The 18,077-nt window shown below is 72.5% G+C and carries 17 protein-coding genes; 3 read left to right on the top strand and 14 right to left on the bottom strand.

Annotated features, from left to right (window positions below):
• Positions 1-187: 187 nt before the first annotated feature.
• Genes AAG827_RS12560 through AAG827_RS12530 form a run of 7 tightly spaced genes read right to left on the bottom strand, consistent with a single transcriptional unit; the run spans position 188 to position 7,979 of the window.
• Positions 188-1,879 (bottom strand): DUF429 domain-containing protein, encoded by a 1,692-nt coding sequence (locus AAG827_RS12560; RefSeq protein ID WP_341926359.1) that lies wholly within the window; start codon positions 1,877-1,879, stop codon positions 188-190.
• A gap of 14 nt (positions 1,880-1,893) precedes the next feature.
• On the bottom strand, positions 1,894-2,826 hold the full coding sequence (locus AAG827_RS12555; protein ID WP_341926358.1) for a pseudouridine-5'-phosphate glycosidase: 933 nt from the start codon (positions 2,824-2,826) through the stop codon (positions 1,894-1,896).
• Complete coding sequence (locus AAG827_RS12550) at positions 2,823-3,707, bottom strand: carbohydrate kinase family protein (protein ID WP_341926357.1); 885 nt, start codon at positions 3,705-3,707, stop codon at positions 2,823-2,825. The genes AAG827_RS12555 and AAG827_RS12550 overlap by 4 nt, the downstream gene beginning before the upstream one ends.
• Positions 3,708-3,718: 11 nt before the next feature.
• On the bottom strand, positions 3,719-5,092 hold the full coding sequence (locus AAG827_RS12545) for a metallophosphoesterase family protein (RefSeq protein ID WP_341926355.1): 1,374 nt from the start codon (positions 5,090-5,092) through the stop codon (positions 3,719-3,721).
• Positions 5,093-5,143: 51 nt separating this feature from the next.
• Complete coding sequence (locus AAG827_RS12540) at positions 5,144-5,494, bottom strand: DUF1801 domain-containing protein (RefSeq protein WP_341926354.1); 351 nt, start codon at positions 5,492-5,494, stop codon at positions 5,144-5,146.
• 41 nt (positions 5,495-5,535) lie between these two features.
• On the bottom strand, positions 5,536-6,645 hold the full coding sequence (locus AAG827_RS12535) for a PQQ-dependent sugar dehydrogenase (RefSeq protein ID WP_341926353.1): 1,110 nt from the start codon (positions 6,643-6,645) through the stop codon (positions 5,536-5,538).
• Positions 6,642-7,979 carry a cytochrome P450 gene (locus AAG827_RS12530; protein ID WP_341926352.1) on the bottom strand — a complete coding sequence of 446 codons (1,338 nt, stop codon included), beginning with the start codon at positions 7,977-7,979 and terminating at the stop codon, positions 6,642-6,644. Before AAG827_RS12530 ends, AAG827_RS12535 begins: the two co-directional genes overlap by 4 nt.
• A gap of 196 nt (positions 7,980-8,175) precedes the next feature.
• On the opposite strand from AAG827_RS12530, the gene AAG827_RS12525 reads away from it, so the two are divergent.
• The gene (locus AAG827_RS12525; protein ID WP_341926351.1) at positions 8,176-8,457 is read left to right on the top strand and encodes a DUF427 domain-containing protein; all 282 of its coding nucleotides are present in this window, start codon (positions 8,176-8,178) and stop codon (positions 8,455-8,457) included.
• A 24-nt stretch (positions 8,458-8,481) separates the two neighbouring features.
• On the opposite strand, the gene AAG827_RS12520 is transcribed toward AAG827_RS12525, so the two are convergent.
• The 4 genes from AAG827_RS12520 to AAG827_RS12505 all read right to left on the bottom strand — a co-directional run bounded on the left by AAG827_RS12520 (position 8,482) and on the right by AAG827_RS12505 (position 14,157).
• Positions 8,482-9,363: an aldo/keto reductase gene (locus AAG827_RS12520; protein WP_341926350.1), complete on the bottom strand. Its 882-nt coding sequence runs from the start codon at positions 9,361-9,363 to the stop codon at positions 8,482-8,484.
• Positions 9,364-9,384: 21 nt separating this feature from the next.
• The gene (locus AAG827_RS12515) at positions 9,385-11,349 is read right to left on the bottom strand and encodes an alkaline phosphatase D family protein (RefSeq protein ID WP_341926349.1); all 1,965 of its coding nucleotides are present in this window, start codon (positions 11,347-11,349) and stop codon (positions 9,385-9,387) included.
• Between the two features lie 73 nt (positions 11,350-11,422).
• A complete protein-coding gene (locus tag AAG827_RS12510; protein WP_341926348.1) occupies positions 11,423-13,162 on the bottom strand; it encodes a hypothetical protein in 1,740 nt (579 codons plus the stop codon).
• A 158-nt stretch (positions 13,163-13,320) separates the two neighbouring features.
• Positions 13,321-14,157 (bottom strand): endonuclease/exonuclease/phosphatase family protein, encoded by an 837-nt coding sequence (locus AAG827_RS12505; protein WP_341926346.1) that lies wholly within the window; start codon positions 14,155-14,157, stop codon positions 13,321-13,323.
• Positions 14,158-14,308: 151 nt separating this feature from the next.
• On the opposite strand from AAG827_RS12505, the gene AAG827_RS12500 reads away from it, so the two are divergent.
• Together AAG827_RS12500 and AAG827_RS12495 are read left to right on the top strand one after the other, a co-directional pair.
• Positions 14,309-15,064, top strand: a complete 756-nt coding sequence (locus AAG827_RS12500) for an SDR family NAD(P)-dependent oxidoreductase (protein WP_341926345.1) — start codon at positions 14,309-14,311, stop codon at positions 15,062-15,064.
• A 7-nt stretch (positions 15,065-15,071) separates the two neighbouring features.
• A complete protein-coding gene (locus tag AAG827_RS12495; RefSeq protein WP_341926344.1) occupies positions 15,072-15,482 on the top strand; it encodes a hypothetical protein in 411 nt (136 codons plus the stop codon).
• 46 nt (positions 15,483-15,528) lie between these two features.
• Here the strand turns inward: AAG827_RS12495 and AAG827_RS12490 are convergent, their stop codons facing one another.
• The 3 genes from AAG827_RS12490 to dnaB all read right to left on the bottom strand — a co-directional run bounded on the left by AAG827_RS12490 (position 15,529) and on the right by dnaB (position 17,851).
• Positions 15,529-15,897 carry a YciI family protein gene (locus AAG827_RS12490; protein ID WP_341926343.1) on the bottom strand — a complete coding sequence of 123 codons (369 nt, stop codon included), beginning with the start codon at positions 15,895-15,897 and terminating at the stop codon, positions 15,529-15,531.
• A 134-nt stretch (positions 15,898-16,031) separates the two neighbouring features.
• Positions 16,032-16,463 carry a hypothetical protein gene (locus AAG827_RS12485; RefSeq protein WP_341926341.1) on the bottom strand — a complete coding sequence of 144 codons (432 nt, stop codon included), beginning with the start codon at positions 16,461-16,463 and terminating at the stop codon, positions 16,032-16,034.
• Complete coding sequence (gene dnaB, locus AAG827_RS12480; protein WP_309646812.1) at positions 16,463-17,851, bottom strand: replicative DNA helicase; 1,389 nt, start codon at positions 17,849-17,851, stop codon at positions 16,463-16,465. The genes AAG827_RS12485 and dnaB overlap by 1 nt, the downstream gene beginning before the upstream one ends.
• Between the last annotated feature and the right edge of the window lie 226 nt (positions 17,852-18,077).

Below are 18,077 nucleotides of genomic sequence, written 5' to 3'. Positions count from 1 at the left end.
GGTTCATTGGTTCAACACCCAACGACTACTGCACCGCCTGGGACGTCGACCACCCGCCGAAGCAGAAGCCCAGTACTACGCTGAAAACCACACCGACCACCACGTCGGAACCCAACCCGGGAGTGGATGAAACCCGGGACGGTTCACGGTCCGGTAGATGGGTGGACAACGTGTTACAAGTGGCCGGTCAGCCCCGCAGCCGCGCCAGCCGAGCGGCGAGCGCGTCGCGTCGGTGATCGTTGCCGTGCAGGTCGACGTAGCGCTCGGCGTAGACGGCGAGCAGCGCGTCGTCGAGTCGGCGGACGGCGCCGGGCGGGTAGCGGTAGTCCATCCGCTCGTTGAGGTCGTCGGTGAGCGAGCGCAGCACGTCGGCGAGCTCGTCGAGCGAGGTGATGCCGAGCTCGAGCAGCAGCCCCGAGATCCAGGCGTAGTGGTCGGTGCGCGACCAGCCGGCGTCGTCGTACTGCCCGGCGAGGAAGGCCGCGAGCTCGCGCGGGTCGATGCGCGGGTCGTCGGGCACCTCCTCGGTGCGCGGGAGCCCGGTGGGGCCGCTCGAGCGCAGGCGCTCGCGGATCGTGGAGAACTCCTGGTCGGCGAGCTCGAGCAGCCCGGCGGCGAGGGTGAAGCGACGGTCGAGGTCGCGCGCGTGCTCGAGGGGTACGTCGCCCTTGTAGCGGATGTCGTGCTCGAACTCCGCCCACGCGTGCTGCAGGACGGTGCGCACCTGCACCTGGGCGACGCGCCCCCGCAAGGCTGCCAGCGCGCGGTCGCTCTCGCGGGCGGTGTCGAGCTCGATGAGCAGGTGCCGGCTGGCATAGCCGAAGCGGCCTTCGCTGGCGGTCTCCTGGCCCATGTCACGGTCCTCCTTGACCACGACCTGGTCACCGAGGAGGTCGGCCACGGCCGACACGTCGCTGTGCACGTAGGTGATGACGCGCACGCCGATCTGGTCGGTGATCTCGCGCAGCGGGTCGGTGAAGACCGGCCTGCCGTCGACGGTGCGGGCGGCCTTCTTGGCGAAGGACTGCACGCCCTTGGTGCGGCCGGTGACGGACAGGTAGTTGATGCCGGCCTCGTCGAGGATGCCGGTCACGAGCGCGACGAACTGGCGGCCGGCCTCGATGAGCGCCGGCTGCTGCGCGGCGTACTCCTGGGTCGCCGCGTGCGCGTCGGGCAGCGACGGCGTGACGATGTAGCCGGTCTCGAGGTCGCCGTAGGTCGTGACCCGCTCGGGGTGGCGCTGGCGGAAGAGCGCGACGTAGGCGCAGACCACGGCGTCGACCTGGTCCTCGACCACGCGCAGCTGGCTCTTGCGGGTCGCGGTCTCGACCTGCTCGCGCAGCGCCGCCCAGGTGGGGTCGGCCTCGGTGGTGACGACGGACTCGACGTGGCTCATCAGGGTGAGCAGCTCGCTGCGCAGGAGCTCGAGGTCGCGACCGGCCTTGGCCTTGTACTTCAGCGTGCGCGGCAGCCCGAAGAGCACCACGGTCGCGGGGTGGGGGTAGACCTCGATCGCGCGGCGCGCGCGGCCCGAGCGCGGGTTCATGTCGAGGCCCAGCAGGCTGCAGACGCGAGCCCCGCGGGTGCCGTCGGCGAACTCCGGCTTGCCGAGGTTGGAGGGGTGCGTCCCGGCCTCGAAGCGGCGGAAGTCCTTGCTCAGCGCCTTCTCCGCGTCGCGCGAGCCCGTCGGGTTGGTGACGATGAGCGGCGCGTCGATGGCGACCAGGCACTCGCCGTCGACGTACGCCGCCAGGGCGGCCGCGATCTCGTCGTCGGTGCGCACCGCGGCCACGGCCAGCAGGCGCGCGTCGTCGTCGAGGACCGCCACGCCCGTGGGCTGGCGCTCCCCCCACGCGAGGTCGATCCCGATGTGGTGCACGGGGTCAGCCTGCCCTAGTCGGCGGCGAACTCCCGCGCGATCGCCGCCCCGAGCCGCGCGTTGTTGCGCACGAGCGCGATGTTGGCCGTCAGGCTGGCGCCGTCGGTGAGCTCGACGATCCGGCCGAGGAGATAGGGCGTGGCGTCCTTGCCGGTGATGCCGAGGGCGTCCATGTCGGCCAGGGCGCGGTCGATGATCAGCCCGATCTCGTCGGCCGGGATCTCGTCCTCGGCCGGGATCGGGTTGGCGACCACGAGCCCGCCGTCGAGCCCGAGGCCCCACTTGGCCCGCATCATCGCGGCGACGTCGGCGGGGGTGTCGACCCGCATCGGGGCGCGGTGACCGCTCGCGCGGGAGAAGAACGACGGGAACTCGTCGCTGCCGTAGCCCACCACGGGCACGCCCAGCGTCTCGAGCATCTCCAGGGTCAGCCCGATGTCGAGGATGCTCTTGACCCCCGCGCACACGACCGCCACGTCGGTGGTGCCGAGCTCGGTGAGGTCCGCGGACACGTCGTACGACGTCTCGGCGCCGCGGTGGACGCCGCCCAGGCCGCCGGTGACGAAGACCCGGATGCCGGCGAGCGCTGCGAGCCGCATCGTCGAGGCGACCGTGGTCGCTCCGTGGACGCCGCGCGCGACGACGTAGGGCAGGTCGCGGACGCTGACCTTCATCACGTCGGCGTGACTGGCGAGCAGCTCGAGGTCGTCGGGGGCGAGACCGATGCGGGGGCGCCCGTCGAGCACGGCGATCGTGGCCGGGGTGGCTCCCAGCGAGCGGACGATGCCCTCGACCTCGACGGCCATCTCGACGTTGGCCGGGTAGGGCATGCCGTGGCTGATGATCGTGCTCTCCAGCGCGACGACCGGGCGGCCCTCGGCGAGCGCGGTCGCCACCTCGTCGGTCACGGTCAGCAGCGGGTGCGGGCTCGGTGGTGGTGTCGTCACAGCAGGCTCCTCACGAGCTCGTCGGTCAGGTCGGCGCGGACCGTGGAGGTCGACGCGACGGTGAGCGCTGCGGCCGCGTGACCGTAGGCCGCGGCATCCGGCAGCGAGGCTCCGCCCAGCAGGGAGTGGCAGAAGGCGCCGAGCATCGCGTCGCCCGCACCGGTCACGTCCACGACCTCGCCGGGCAGCGTCGCGAGCCGGACCTCGCCGTCGGGCATGCTCAGCAGCGAGCCGTGGGCGCCCTCGCGCAGCCACACCACCGACACCCCGCGCGCGTGCAGGTCGGCGGGCGTCGTCGCGCCCAGCGCCGTCAGCTCGGCGGTGTTGGGGGTCACGGCCCACAGCGGTCGGTCGCGCAGCGCGGGGGCGAGGGTCGCGGCCTTGGGCACGCTCACCGGGTCGAGGACGACCCGGACCCCGGCGGCGCTGGCCAGCTCCCAGGCCCGGGCCATCGTGTCGGGCTGGAGGTTGCCGTCGAGCACGACCAGGTCGGCCGCGCCGATGACGGCGCGCTCGACGTCCATGTCCTCGGGGCGCAGCGTCGCGGTGGCCGACATGTCCGACACGGCCACGTGGAGCTCGCCGCGCTCGTCGAGGACCGCGACGTAGGTGCCGCTCTCGCCGACCACCCGACGCACGCGGGTGACGTCGACGCCGGCGGCGGCGGTCGCGGCGAGCAGCTCATCGCCGAAGAGGTCACGACCGACGGCGGCGACGAGCAGCGTGGGGGTGCCGAGGCGGGCGAGGTTCTCCGCGATGTTGCGGCCCACCCCGCCGGGGCTGGTCGCGATGGTGCCGGGGTTGCTGGTGCCCGGCACGACGGCTCGCGTCGTGCGCGCCTTGAGGTCGAGGTTGGCGCCCCCGATCACCACCACCGTCACGGGGCGTGACGCTACTCCCCGGCGCGCGAGGAGCGACGCAGGGTCACCCGGTCGATGACGCTGCCGTCGGTGGCGAGCGCGGTCAGCCGCATCCGCGCGACCCCGTGGCGGTCACGCGGGGTGACGTCGACGAAGCCGATCGAGTGCTGGGCGTCGGTCACCGACGACCACGTCGTCGCCTCGGGCACCCGCACCCCGCCGGCGACCGTGACGTAGGACAGCGGCTGTCCGCCGACGGGGTAGACGGCCTGACCGGCTCCGCCAGCGGTGAGGTAGGTCGTGCCGCGGCGGCTGTCGACCACCGCGCCACGCGGGGCCTCGACGACGGGAGCGCCGTCGCGCACGGGGTGGGTGCGCTCATAGCAGTGGTTGTGGCCGTTGACGACGAGGTCGACGGAGAAACGGTCGAAGATCGGCTCCCAGCGGTCGCGGTGACCGCCGTCGGAGCCGTGGACCAGGTTGGTGCAGTACATGCAGTTGTGGAAGCCGACCACCACGAAGTCGAGGTCGGTGCGGGCCCGCATGGCGGTGAGCTCGCGGACCAGCCACCGGTCCTGGGCGGTGCCGAGGTAGTCGGCGTTGCGGTCGATCTCGTAGGAAGCGTCGTTGCCGTCGAGCGCGATGAAGCCGACGTTGCCGTAGACGAAGGAGTAGGTCACCGGTGCCCCCTCGACCCCGTTGCGGGGCAGCGAGAAACGGTCGAGGTAGCCGGCGTAGCCGAGCTCGCCGTTGCCGGTCTCCATCTCGTGGTTGCCGACCGTGGTCATCCACGGCGTGCTCCGGGCGCTCGGCTGGATCTGGCGCAGCCAGCGGTCCCACTCGGCGAAGTCCTGCGTGTCCGGCCCGCCGACGCCGGTGCCGCCGCTGGAGTCGGCGTAGCAGAGGTCGCCCACCACGAAGGAGAAGTCCGGCGCCTGCCGCCGGATCAGTGCCACGTGCGCGGCCGCCGCCGCGTTGACGCCCATGTCACCGAAGGCCGCGAAGCGGAAGGCCTCCGGCTCCTCCGGCGCGGTGCGGAAGGTGCCGGTCACCGCGGTCGCGCCGGTGGCCCCGCCGTGGTCGATCCGGTAGCGGTAGCTCGTGCCCGGTCTCAGCCCGCCGATCCGGGCGTGGTGGTAGACCGAGCCGACGTCCTTGGAGGAGCGGGAGTCCACGTCCACGACCCGCCCGAGGCCCCGGTCGACGCCGACCTCGAGCCGCGGTCGTCGTACGGACGCCGGGGTGGACCACGAGACCGCCATCTGGCGCCGCGGGTCCGCGCCGTAGGTGAGGTGCACGCCCTGGGGCGGCGCGGCGGCGGTCGCGGGCGGGATCCAGAGCAGGGAGGACGCGGCTGCGCCGCCGAGGAGCGTACGACGAGTGGCCGGGGGCAGCGGGGGCGTCACGGTCGCAGCGTGGCAGGCAGCGGTGAACGCGGCGTGAATCCGGGCTGGACGTCAGCGCGGGTAGGCCCGCAGGACCCGGCGGATCAGGTCCTCGGGCAGCGGCCGGTCGAGGTCGAAGCGGAGCGTGCCACGGCCGGACGCGTGCGGGGCGAGGTCGAGCACCAGGCCGGCGTCGCCGGCGGGCGCAGGCGGCTCGGGGTAGACCGAGAGGTGCTCGGTCCAGCCGGCGACGTGGAGCAGCGAGTGCCCGTCACGCTGGAAGGTCGGCATGTTGTAGCGGATGACCTCCGTGAGGCCGGGGATCTCCTCGTGGACCCAGCCGCGCACGCGCTGCACGGCGGCAGCAGCCTCGGGGGTGAGGGAGGCGACGTACTCCTCGACGTCGGCGAACTTCTGGGTCATGGCCGCACGCTACTGGACCGTGGGCCTCGGCGCGGTGTCGATCAGCGACCCAGCCGGAGCAGCCGGTCGTCGCCGTCGGCGGGGTCTCCGCGGCCGTCGGTGTTGGAGGTCGTGAGCAGCAGCCCGTCGCCGTCGAGCGTGGTCGCGACCGTGCGCAGGCGGCCGAGCTCGCCCGACAGGTGCGCGACCGGCTCACCGACGACCTCCGTGCCGTCGGCGGTCAGCGGCACCTCCCACAGCGTGCGACCGCGCAGGGCCGCCATCCACAAAGAGCCGTCCCAGAAGGTCAGTCCCGCGGGCGAGGCGTCCTCGGTGCGCCACACGACCGCCGGGTCGGTGTAGTCAGCGCCGCCCCCGGAGCCCTCGACCGCGGGCCAGCCGTAGTTGGCGCCGGCCTCGATCAGGTTGAGCTCGTCCCAGGTGTCCTGCCCGAACTCGCTGGCCCAGAGCCGGCCCCGGTCGTCGAAGGCCAGGCCCTCGATGTTGCGGTGGCCCAGGCTGTAGACCGCCGAGTCGAACGGGTTGCCCGGTGCCGGCTCGCCGTCGGTGGTGAAGCGCAGGATCTTGCCCGACAGGGAGTCGGGATCCTGCGCCTCGTCCGGCGAGCCGTTGTCGCCGGTGCTCACGTAGAGCAGGTCGTCGGGGCCGAGCAGCAGCCGCCCGCCCTGGTGGTAGCCGGCGCCGCCCGGGATGCCGGACACCAGCACCTCGGGCTCGCCCAGCGCCGCGCCGTCCCAGGTCATCGCGACGATCCGGTTGTCGTCCTCGGTGGAGTAGTAGGCCAGCACCCGGTCCTGCTCCGGGGTCGTGGCGAGCCCGAGCAGCCCGGCCTCGCCGCCGGCACTGACGCCCGGCAGCGTCGCGAGCGGGACCGGCGTGCGTCCGTCGACCCGTAGGATCCGCGCGGTGTCGCGCTCCCCGACCAGGATCGCTCCGTCGGCGAGCTGCACCAGGCCCCAGGGACTGACAAGACCGTCGACGACCTCGACGCTGCGCAACGCGTCCCCGTCACCGACCTCGACGGCCGCGTCCGCCGTGGCGACGGCGTCGCTGGGCTCGTTGGCAGCCTCGACGTCGTCGGAGCAGGCCGAGAGGGTCAGCGCCAGGGTGAGGACGACGGCAGACGGGCCGACGGCACGGGTGCGGCTCATGCCCCCATCGTGGCAGTGGCCTGGCTGGCGTCATGGCTGGCCTCGTGGTGCTCGTGCGTGGGGTGGAGGCGCACGGGCAGCGCGTCGACGCCGTAGACCGCGGACAGCTTGCGGAAGTCGAGCTGGTCGTCGTCGGCGGTGACCGCGAGGTCGGGGAAGCGGCGGGCCAGGGCGCGCAGCGAGATGCGCAGCTCCATGCGGGCCAGCTCCGCGCCCACGCAGCGGTGCAGGCCGTGGCCGAAGGCGAGGTGACGGGTGGGGGCACGACGCGGGTCGAAGGTGTCGGCGTCGGGGGTGAGCGCGGGGTCGCGGTTGGCGCCGAGCAGCGAGATGCCGATGCAGTCGCCGGCCTTGATCTGCTGCCCGCCGAGCTCGAGGTCCTCGCGGGCGAAGCGGAGGAAGGCCAGCTGCACCACGGTGAGGTGACGCAGCAGCTCCTCGACGACACCGTCGACGGCAGCGTCGTCGCCGTCGCGGAGCACCGTCATCGCCTCGCGGTGCTGGACGAGGAGGTAGGTGCCGAGCGCGAGCATGCTGGCCGAGGTCTCGTAGCCACCGAGGAACACGCCGTCGGCGAGGCCGCCGAGCGTGACGTCGTCGAGCTCGTCGCCGTGCTCGCGCAGCAGCGAGCCGATCAGCCCGTCCCCGGGCGTCTCACGCTGGCGGGCGACCTGGCCGATGAGGAACTCGCGCGTGTGGGCGGCCGCGCCGAAGACGCCGACCCCGCCCTGGGAGAGGTCGAAGCGGGCGGCGCCGAGGCTGTGGAAGCGCGCGCGGTCGTCGACCGGCAGGCCCAGCAGCTCGCAGATCACCTCGAAGGGGATCGGGAAGGCGAACTGGTCGACGAGGTCCACGACCGGGCCGTCGGCCTCCATCGCGTCCAGGCGCGCCTCGACGATCTGCGCGATCAGCGGCTCGAGGCGGGCGAGCTTGTGCTTGGTGAACTCGGGGGTGAGGTACTTGCGCAGCACGGTGTGGTGCGGCGGGTCGGTCATCCCGAGCCCGCCGATCTGCTCCGAGGGGTCGCGGCCCTCCTGGGAGACGAACTGACCCAGGTCGTTGGAGAGCTGGTCGCCGCGGGCGAGCAGCTCGCGGGCCTCGTCGTAGCCGCTGACCAGCCAGATGCCCTTGCCGAACATCTGGGTGAGCCGGACCACGGGTGTCTCGGTGCGCACCTGGGCCATCTCGGGCAGCGGGTCGAGACCGTCGCGCTGGAGCGGCATGGTGATCGAGTCGGGGAGGAAGCGCAGCTTGCGCAGGTCGATCCCGTCGCGCGTCGAGCGCGCCAGCAGCCGGGTCGCCACCCGGCGCTTGAGCGTGCTCACGATCCCCATGGGGCCTAGTTCACCAGACGGGAGCCCCGATCGTGCATCAGGAGTGACCCTGACAACACCCCGTGTCCAGACCGTCCCCCTGCTCCGGTGCACCCCGATCGACGTCGACCAGCCGCTCTGAGGCCCCCCGTACGCTGGCTCGGCGAGGCGAACCGCGCGTCGCACCACCCGTCGTACGCCTCCGAGGAGAAGCAGCATGCGCGCAGTCTGGAACGACCAGGTCATCGCCGAGAGCGACGACACCGTCGTGGTCGAGGGCAACCACTACTTCCCGCTCGCCTCCGTCGACGCGGCCGTGCTGCGTCCGTCGTCGAAGCAGACGCACTGCCCCTGGAAGGGCGACGCGAGCTACTACAGCCTCGAGGTCGACGGCGCGACCAACCCCGACGCCGCCTGGTTCTACCCCACCCCCTCCGACGCGGCCGCCAACATCAAGGACCGGGTCGCGTTCTGGCGGGGTGTCACCGTCTCGGAGTGAGGCTGGCCGCAGGAGTCGCCGGCGTCAGTCCTGGTCGAGCCGTGCCAGCTCGTCGGCGCTCAGCTCCAGGTCGGCGGCAGCGGCGGAGTCGGTGATCGACTGCGGGCGCTTGGCTCCGGGGATCGGGATGACGACAGGTGACTGCGCGAGCTCCCAGGCCAGTGCGACCTGCTGGGCGCTCACCCCGCGAGCCTGGGCGACCTCCGCGAAGGCGGGGTGCTTCTCGGCGAGCTCCTTGGCGTCACCGAGGCCTCCCAGCGGGCTCCACGGCAGGAAGGCGAGGCCGAGCTCCTCGCAGACCTCGATCTCGGGGAGGCTGCTGCGGAACTTCGGGGAGAACTGGTTCTGCACGCTCACCAGCGCGTCCCCCAGGACGGCGTGCGCGGCCCGGATCTGGGCGGGGTCGGCGTTGGAGAGCCCGATCATCCGCACCTTGCCGGAGTCGGCGATCTCCTGGAGCGTCCCGATCACCTCGTCGTAGGGGGTGGCCGGGTCGGGACGGTGGTGCTGCCACAGCGCGATCTGCTCGACGCCGAGGCGCCCGAGGCTGGCGTCGACGGCGGAGCGCAGGTGCGCGGGCGAGCTGTCGGTCGCCCAGTCGCCGCCGTCGGTGCGCACGTGGCCGCCCTTGGTGGCGAGCAGGACCTGGTCGCGCACGCCGAGCTCGTCGAGGAGCCCGGCGACGAGGGTCTCGTTCTGGCCCTGCGCTGCGGCCCCGTGCTCGCCGGGGCCGTAGGCGTCGGCGGTGTCGAAGAGGGTCACGCCCGCGTCGAGGGCGGCCCGCACGGTGTCGGCGAGCTGCTCACGCGGCTGCGCGCCGGTCTGGTCGAAGGTCATCAGGCCGAGGCCGACGGCCCCGACCTCGATGCGTCCGGTGGTCTGGTTGCCGAGGTGTCGTGTCTGCACCTCTCCACAGTGCCCGGAGGGTCACGCGGGGAAACGACGGCGGACCCGGGTGACCCGGGCACGAGGTGCCCGCGCCCCGCGATCCGGACCCCGCACGGCCTGCGCCGCCGTGACCGGCTCCAGGTGGGGTCGCCCCACCCGCGACACGAACTGCGCCAGCAGCCGTGCCTCCTCGGACCGCTCGCGCTGCGGCGTCTGCCAGCACTCGATCACGGCGCGGTCGGGGCGCAGGTGCACCATCGTGTGTCCGTACTCCGCCTTCCAGTTGAAGTAGCGCAGGTTGGGGTTGGCCACCTTCGCCGCCTCCTCGAGCGCGACGGTGGGTGCGAGGGCCGCCGGCCGGAAGCGGGCGTCGTACGTCGCCGCGTCGGTGAACGCCGCTCCCCGGCTGCCCCCCGTCGCGGCGAAGTAGAGCTCCTCCGCGATCACGTCCTGACCCCCCGGGCGCCCCATCGTGGAGCCCACCATCTCGACCCCGACCGCCCCGAGAAGGCCGCCGCCCGTGAGCGGCTCGTAGCTCGGCAGCTGCGCGTCCTCGACCAGGTCCGAGCCGAAGTAGCCGTGGGAGTCGCCGGAGACGACCACGTTGTCGACGATGCCGTGCTGGCGCAGGAAGCGGAACAGGCGGGTCCGCTCCTGAGGGTGGCCTCCCCACCCGGTCGTGTAGATCTCCCCCTGCGGTGCGTTGAGGTCCAGCCCGAAGGCCTGCGCGAGCTGGTCGGCGAAGGGCAGGTTGAAGGCGCGCAGCTGGCTGAGGTTGACCTGGTTGACCACCAGCCGGTGCGTGGCCCCGCGCCGCTTGCTGACCAGCAGGGCGCCCTCCAGCCAGGCCCACTGCTCGTCCCCCAGCACCTGCGAGGCCTGGCCCTCGAGCCCGGCGAAGCGGCGCACGTCGAGGAGCACGACGTCGGCGGTCCGGCCGTAGGGCAGCACCCGGTAGGAGTAGAGCGCGGCGCGACCGCGCGGCGTCGGAAGGTTGCGGTCGGGGCCCGGCGATGGCGGGAAGCGGCCAGTCCCGTCCGGGACCGGCGGGCGGATCGGGGTCCACTCGAAGAGCACCGACCCGGCCTGCTCGGTGGTCAGCGTGACCCGGTCGCCCTGCTGTCCTGGGTCGTAGTCGTGCTGGTCGGCCATGATCGCGAAGGGGGCCGCGTGGTGGGCCCGGATGAGCGCGGGGTCGGCGTAGTAGAGGGCGTAGCGCCTCCGCGCCTGCGCCACGGTGGTCCAGTCGGCGTTGTCGATGTCGGTGTCCCACCGCCGCTGGCCCTTCCAGAAGCGGGAGGCCGGGTGACCGCCGGAGTTGTCGTAGACGTGGTCGCCCGCGTGGGTCACCAGGTCGAGGTCGCGTCGCTCGCCGATGCGGTCGTAGGAGTTGAAGACGTCGTGCCACCACGACGTGCAGGCGACGTGCGCGACGGTCAGGGCGCGCACCGGGTCGGTGAGCGACGGCGCGGTGCGGGTGCGCCCGATCGGCGAGCGCCACCCGAGGGTCTCGAAGGCGTAGTAGAGCGTCGTCGCCGACGGCAGCCGGTCCGCGTCGACCTTGACCGTCCAGTCGCGGCGGGCGTCCGTGACGACCTGCCCCCGTCGTACGACGTGGCGCAGCGCGGGATCGGTCGCGATCCGCCAGCGCACCGTGACCCGTCGGAAGCCTTGGGGGTCGGGGACCCGGGTGGCGTCCCAGCCACGGCGGTCGGGGATGGTGATGCGGGTCCAGAGCACGACCCGGTCTGCCAGCGGGTCCCCGGACATGACGCCGTGCCCGAAGGGCAGCAGCTCCTCGGCGACCGGGTAGGTCCAGTCGGCCGGCAGCCTGCGGGAGTAGGGCCGCGCGGCCCCGGCGCCGGTCGCGCCGTCCGCGGCGGCATCGACCGCCACGGTGCCCAGCGCGAGGCCGGCGAGCCCCCCGCCGCGGAGCAGGCCGCGGCGTCCGAGCCGGCCAGGCTCTCCGGCTGGTGTCGAGCCGGTGGGGCGACCGGTGTCCATGCCAGGTCGAACGCCGCAGCGGGCAGGTGGTTACGCCGGGACCGGCCCTCCGACCCGAGTGTTCACGTGCACGTCACCCGGTGCGCTCGGCCGCCACGGACGCGAGCGTCCGCAGGAAGGCCGTGCGCTTCGCGCCGCTGAGCCACCAGGAGTTGCCGCTGGTGTTGAGCTCGGAGTCGAAGTAGGCGGCGAACGTGCCCCCGTGGGCCCGGATCCCGGCCACGGTGTCCTCGAAGAACGTGGCGCCGTTGGGGCTGGCGAAGCCCTCGTCGGTGATGCCGAGCTCGCCGAGGCCCCAGTCGACGTCGACCCGGTCGGCGAAGGCCTCCATGCGCGTCCAGTAGCCGGTGAGGTCGGTCCACTTGGTCTCGTTCTTGGGCGTGCCGTAGGCCTGGTAGACGTCGAGGGCGATGAAGTCGATCGGCGCACCGAAGGGGTAGAGGTGCTCGAAGGACATCTCGGGGTTCCCGGAGAAGAACTGGTTCCACCCGGTCACGCAGATCCCGAAGCGCAGCCCCGGCAGGTCGAACGTCGGCGCAAGCCGCTGCTGGAGCCTGGTCCAGTCGAGGATCTCCGGCTGGTCGTGCTCGGGCTCGTGGTGCAGCACCACCCAGACCTCGCCGTCGACGGCCGCGAGCTGACGTGCCGCGTCCGCGGCCCAGGCGTCGCCGCGACCGGCGGCCATCTCCGCCCACGTGTAGGGCAGCTTGAAGGAGACGAACGGGATCCGTCCCTTGGCGATGTCGGCCTGCGCGGTCTGCACGGCCCGGGCGACCTTGTCGTGGGTGTAGTAGGTGCGTCGGATCTGCAGCGGCACGCCGGCGTCGGCCTCGAGCTGCGCCGGGTCGGTGTTGCCGCCGTGGGCGGCGCCCAGCACGAAGTACGGCGCCGGGGCCGGCGGGGGCTGTGGCGTCGGGTCGGGCGTGGGCTCCGGGCTCGGGGTCGGCGGCGGCGGGGTCGGCGTCGGCGGCTCGGGCGTCGGCTCCGGGGTGGGCTCGGGAGTGGGCTCGGGAGAGGGCGGCTCGGGCGTGGGCTCGCCGGGCACCGCCACGGTGAGGAGGACTCCCTTGCTGGTCGCGGGCTCGTGGGTGAGCGTGCCGAGGGTGAGGGCGCGGTAGGTCACCGCATCCGCCACGGAGGTGTCGAGCGGAGCTGCCCAGGTGCCGGTGGCGGACACCGGCACCGCGTTCGGGTACGTCGACCACTCGCCGTCCGCGGTCAGCCGCTGGACGCGCACGACGGAGGCGCCGTCGGCCGGGGTCAGCGTGCCGACGAGGTCGACGACCGTCCCGGGCGCGACCGTCGTCTGCGTGACGCGAGCCGCGATGGCCACCGGTCGGCGCGCCACGGTGTAGCGCACGGGCGCGGTCGCGGCCGGCGCCACGTGGGCGGTGCCGTTGACCCTGACCCGGTAGGCGAAGGATCCGGAGCGGGGGTGCTCCATCCGCATGGCGAAGGTGCCGCGCCCGTCGGTCCGGGTCAGCCGCACGTTCTGCCAGCCGCCCCACGGGCCACGGCGCTGCAGCCGCACGGCGCGATGAGCGCTGACCGGTCGGGTCGTGCCGGTGACCAGGCTGGCCTGGCCCGCCCGCACGTCCCGGTCGTGCCACCGGACCCGCACGACCGAGGAGGCGCGACCGGCGGCCGGCTGGACCGCGGGTCCGACGAGCGACAGCGACGGGCCCGCCGCGGCCGGGGCCGGCCGGGCGGTCGCGGGCGTGCCGAGGGCCGCGAGGAGCGTGACGACTGCACCGGCGATGACGGCACGACGTGCCGACAGCGTCCGAGCGCGCGCGAAAGTGACCGCGAGCATCCATGCCTGCTTTCGAGGAAGGACACCCCGAGTTACCTGGGGGAGGTCCGTGGAACCTAGCCGCGGCGACACGCCGGGGCTCGCGGGTGGCGCGAAGTCTGACCGAAAGGAGGAGTCACCTGATCCGTTGTGACCAGCCTGCCGACGCCGATCGGCCATCACGATGCCCTCCGGCCCAGGGTCGCGGTCACCACGGGCACCGTGTGGTCGGTAATGCGGTCGAGCAGCGGGTCGTCGGCATAGCGGAACCCCGACCAGCCGATGCCCGGCGAGCCGAAGATCCAGTCGATGTGCATCGCCTGGGGCGGGCTACAGGACTCGTCGTGCCAGCCTCCGGCGGGCGAGACCAGGCTGGTCAGTCCCGCGACCCGGCAGAAGAGCTCGTCGCGCGCGTTCATGTCGCCGGTGACGACCACGGGCACGTGCTTCTCCTCAAGGGCCTCGACGACGTCGATCAGCCGCTTCGTCCCGATCGCCCGCTCGCGGACCGCCTCCGGGCCGCCGCCCGAGGTCAGGTGCACGCTGATGACCCAGACCAGGCTGCCCGTGCGCCGGTGCCGCAGCAGGACCACCGGCTGCTCGCGCTGCTGGTCGAGGTCGAAGGGGATCGTGAACGTCGTGGCTCGCACGAGCTCCCAGCGGGCCGACTTCCAGGCCACCGACTGCGCGGTCTGGGTGTTGGTCGACGTCGCCGGAGACGGGAAGGCGCGCCATGCGCCACCACGGGTCAGCACCCGCATCTGGTCGACCTGGGCCTCCTGGAGGCCGACCACGCCGACCTTCTCCCGCTCCAGCCACCGCAGCGACCACCGGGCCCGGCGCGGCCCGAGCGCCCACTCGCTGGAGTGCTCGGTGTGGTTGGAGCCGAGGATGTTGAACGACGCGACCGTGAAGGTCACCGGATCGCGCGGTGGTGCTGCAGCGGCGGGGAGGGCCGGGAGGAGGGAGGCGGCCGCGGCGAGGGTTGCTGCGGCGAGGGGGAGCTTGCGGGTCATGGGCACGATCGGGTCTCCATCCGTCCGCCGTCGGGGAGTCGGGGACACCCGGGGCATCGGCCGCGCGTCACCCGCGCTGAGCGATCCCCCCCACAAGACCCCCATTTTGGGGAAGGCGCCCTCGAGCACGCGGACTGGCTAGCGTGCGGTCATGACCTCCGACTTCACCGGCCGCGTCGCCCTCGTCACCGGCGCCTCCTCAGGGCTGGGTGCCGCCGTCGTACGACGTCTGGCCGGTGCCGGCGCGCACGTCTATGCCGCCGCCCGCGACCAGGAGCGCCTGGCAGCCGTCGCCGCCGACTGCGCCGACCTGCCCGGGGAGGTCGCCTTCGGCCACCTCGACGTCGCCTCCTCCGCCTCGTGCCGGTCGGCGGTGGACGCCGCCGTCGAGCGCTTCGGACGGCTGGACGTGCTCGTCAACAACGCCGGGCGCCACGACTTCCGGATCACGGCCGAGGTCACCGAGGAGCAGTGGGTCCACGACATCGCGGTCAACCTGGGTGGGGCGTTCTTCTGCTCGCAGGCGGCGATCCCCCACCTGCTGAGGACCAGCGGCAACATCGTCAACGTCGCGTCGGTCGCGGGACTCGTCGGCGAGGCCTACTCCGCGGCCTACACCGCCGCCAAGCACGGCGTCGTCGGCCTCACCAAGGCCCTCGCCGTCGAGCACCTGCGCTCCCCGATCCGGGTCAACTGCGTCTGCCCCGGCGGGATGGACACCCCGCAGGTGCACACCATCGACGTCCCCGACGGCGCCGACTTCGACCTGATCATGCGCGTCTCCGCCGCCCGCGGCTTCATGAGCGCCGACAGCGTGGCCGCCGTCGTCTGCTTCCTCGCCTCCGACGACGCCGGCGCCGTGCACGGCAGCATCCAGGCCGTCGACCACGGCCACCTCGCCGGCTGAGGTCACCGTGTCGACCACGCGCCGTCTGGTCCTGCTCACCGTCGTCGTCCTGCTCCTGGCCGGGAGCGCGATCGGCGTCGCGCTGAGCCGAGACGGCGACGAGCACCGGGCCGATCCCCCCGCTGGACTGCTGACGGTCACGTGGGGTGGGACCGACGGCGGCGGCTGCACCTACGACGCGGCGTCCAGCACGGTCGTGGCCACGCTCCTCGTCTCGGGCTCACCGCCACTCGATGACGAGCGCGTCCTGACCGTCACCGCCTTCGCCGACGAGAACACCTCGCGCCCCGTCGGCTCGACCAGCCGCAGCCTCGACGCCGCCACGCCCTCGCCGCTCGTCCTCACCATCCCGGTCGACCGACCGCCCCACGTCGACGAGGACGGGGTGGCGGCCTGCTCGATGGCCGTGACGGACTGACCCCACGGCCGCGGCGCTCGGCGCGACGTGGGAGCTCGGTCGTGGGTCAGCCCGTGGCCAGCCGCCGGAGCTCGACGTGGTCCCCGCCCTCGGCGAAGGATCGCACCACCTCGAGAAGGTCAGCCTCGTCGCCGGAGTCGATCACGTAGAACCCGACCACCTGTTCCACCGTCTCGGCGAACGGGCCAGCCGTGACGACGGCCGATCCTCGTCCGGTGTTGCGCATCGAGATGGCCTGCTGGGACGGCTCGAGCGGGTTGCCCATGACCAGCGTGTGGCCACGAGCTGCCAGTGCCTCGTGGAAGCGTTGATGGTTCTGCATCCCCAGTGCGTGCTCGGACTCAGGCAGCCTGGACCACTCCTCCTCGGGCGCGGGCAACAGGAGCAGGTAGCGACGCTGCGAGTCATCAGTCATGTCTTCTCCCAAGGTTTGACGGTCTCTTCACCCTGCATGACGCGCGAGCGGCTCGAGGATCGACACGAGCGACGAGCCTCTCTGCTGCACGACCTCTCGTCGGCATGACCGCCATCGCCACGGGCGCGGAAGGATCAGCGGCTCTGCGACCCGTCGTTGTAGGGGTCCAGTGCACCGGGAGGCATCCGATCTGCCGCTGGCACACCGACGGGCTCACGGCGACGCGCCACCATCCGTTGCATCGCCTGAGTCTCCTCGGGATCCATCGCGTTGGTGTTGCCGTCGATGCCGACGAGCCAGACCAGTCCACGAGCGCGCCCGGGGTCGAGCTGCTCGGATGCCCGGTCGTCGTGGACGAGGGCGACCGCGTAGGTGAGGGACTCGCCGGCTTGGCGTTGCGCCCAGTCGATCACCTGGAGGACGTCCGCGCCCGCGATGTCGTAGGTGTCGGTCCAACCGTGTGTCGTCGTCTCGCCACTGCCGTGCAGGTAGACCCGAAACCGAGGGCGGGTGTTCTCCCAGTTGTTGTCGCGCTCATCCACCTGCACGATCTGCAGGTCGTTCATCAGTGCGCCATGTCGACGAAGCGCGAGTAGTGACCCTGGAAGGCCACCGTGATGTCGCGGGTCGCGCCGTTGCGGTGCTTGGCCACGATCAGGTCGGCCTCGCCGGGGCGGGTCGACTCCTTCTCGTAGGCGTCGTCGCGGTGCAGGAGCACCACCATGTCGGCGTCCTGCTCGATCGAGCCGGACTCACGCAGGTCGCTCATCATCGGACGCTTGTCGGCGCGCTGCTCGGGGCCACGGTTGAGCTGCGAGAGAGCGATGATCGGGACGCCGAGCTCCTTGGCGAGCAGCTTGATCTGCCGGGAGAACTCCGAGACCTCGAGCTGACGTGACTCGACCTTGCGTCCGGACGTCATGAGCTGGAGGTAGTCGATGACGATGAGGCGCAGGTCGTGGCGCTGGCGCAGCCGGCGGGCCTTGGCCCGGATCTCCATCATCGTCATGTTGGGCGAGTCGTCGATGAACATCGGCGCCGAGGACACCTTGCCCATGTGGCGAGCCAGCTTGTCCCAGTCGGAGGAGTCCATCTTGCCGTTGCGGATGTGGTTGAGCGGCACCTTGGCCTCGGCCGAGAGCAGCCGCATGGTGATCTCCGAGCGCGTCATCTCGAGGCTGAAGAAGACGCTGGCCAGGTTGTTGTGGATCGACGCCGCCCGGCAGAAGTCCAGGGCCAGCGTCGACTTCCCCATGGCGGGTCGCGCGGCGACGATGATCATCTGGCCGGCGTGCAGGCCGTTGGTCAGGTCGTCGAAGTCGGCGAAGCCCGTGGGCACGCCGTAGATGCCGCCCTCACGGTTCTCGATGGCCTCGATCTCGTCGAGGACGCCGTCCATGATGTCGGAGAGCGGGGCGTAGTCCTCGCTCGAGCGCCGGTCGGTGATCGTGTAGACCTCGGCCTGGGCGCGGTCGACGATCTCGTCGACCTGGCCCTCCCCGGCGTAGCCGTATTGAGCGATCTTGATGCCGGCGTCGACCAGGCGCCGCAGGATCGCCTTCTCGCGGACGATCTCGGCGTAGAACGACGCGTTGGCCGCGATCGGGACGTTGGCGGCCAGGGTGTGCAGGTAGGGGGCGCCACCGATGCGGGCCAGCTCGCCGCGCCGCTGGAGCTCGGCGGCCACGGTGACCATGTCGACGGGCTCCCCGCGACCGAAGAGGTCGATGATCGCGTCGTGGATCGTCTCGTGGGAGGGCCGGTAGAAGTCGGTGCCGCGCAGCGCCTCGGAGACGTCGGCGATGGCGTCCTTGGAGATGAGCATCGAGCCGAGCACCGACTGCTCGGCGGCCATGTCCTGGGGCGGGGTGCGGTCACCGGGTCGACTGGGACGCTCGCCGGGCGCGTAGGCGACCGGGCCGTCGCCCCACTCCTCGAACGGAGGCTCGGGCATCCCCCGGGTGTCGGAGTCGGTGACGCTCAACGCGGGTCCCCTCGTGCCCGGGTCGAGCGCCCGGGCAATGGCTGGTGTGCGGTCGGACTGGGCGGTCGACGCCACGCTAGGTGGCAGCACCGACACCCGGTCAGGTGCGTGAACCTACGGGCCCGGAGCGCCCCGGGGATAGCGCCCTATCCACAGGCCCTGGGGATAACTCGGGTCAGCCCGTGGACGACACGCA

The sequence above is a fragment of the Nocardioides psychrotolerans genome (genome assembly GCF_943371775.1).
Taxonomy (GTDB): Bacteria; Actinomycetota; Actinomycetes; order Propionibacteriales; family Nocardioidaceae; genus Nocardioides; species Nocardioides psychrotolerans_A.
This window is presented reverse-complemented; position numbering and strand designations above follow the sequence as displayed.

Bases quoted from the DNA above. Each gene is read 5' to 3' on its own strand.
- AAG827_RS12540 (WP_341926354.1), bottom strand. From the start codon at position 5,494: ATGACCCAGAAGTTCGCCGACGTCGAGGAGTACGTCGCCTCCCTCACC.
- AAG827_RS12535 (WP_341926353.1), bottom strand. From the start codon at position 6,645: ATGAGCCGCACCCGTGCCGTCGGCCCGTCTGCCGTCGTCCTCACCCTG.
- AAG827_RS12530 (WP_341926352.1), bottom strand. From the start codon at position 7,979: ATGGGGATCGTGAGCACGCTCAAGCGCCGGGTGGCGACCCGGCTGCTG.
- AAG827_RS12525 (WP_341926351.1), top strand. From the start codon at position 8,176: ATGCGCGCAGTCTGGAACGACCAGGTCATCGCCGAGAGCGACGACACC.
- AAG827_RS12515 (WP_341926349.1), bottom strand. From the start codon at position 11,349: ATGGACACCGGTCGCCCCACCGGCTCGACACCAGCCGGAGAGCCTGGC.
- AAG827_RS12510 (WP_341926348.1), bottom strand. From the start codon at position 13,162: ATGCTCGCGGTCACTTTCGCGCGCGCTCGGACGCTGTCGGCACGTCGT.
- AAG827_RS12505 (WP_341926346.1), bottom strand. From the start codon at position 14,157: ATGACCCGCAAGCTCCCCCTCGCCGCAGCAACCCTCGCCGCGGCCGCC.
- AAG827_RS12500 (WP_341926345.1), top strand. From the start codon at position 14,309: ATGACCTCCGACTTCACCGGCCGCGTCGCCCTCGTCACCGGCGCCTCC.
- AAG827_RS12490 (WP_341926343.1), bottom strand. From the start codon at position 15,897: ATGACTGATGACTCGCAGCGTCGCTACCTGCTCCTGTTGCCCGCGCCC.
- AAG827_RS12485 (WP_341926341.1), bottom strand. From the start codon at position 16,463: ATGAACGACCTGCAGATCGTGCAGGTGGATGAGCGCGACAACAACTGG.
- dnaB (WP_309646812.1), bottom strand. From the start codon at position 17,851: ATGCCCGAGCCTCCGTTCGAGGAGTGGGGCGACGGCCCGGTCGCCTAC.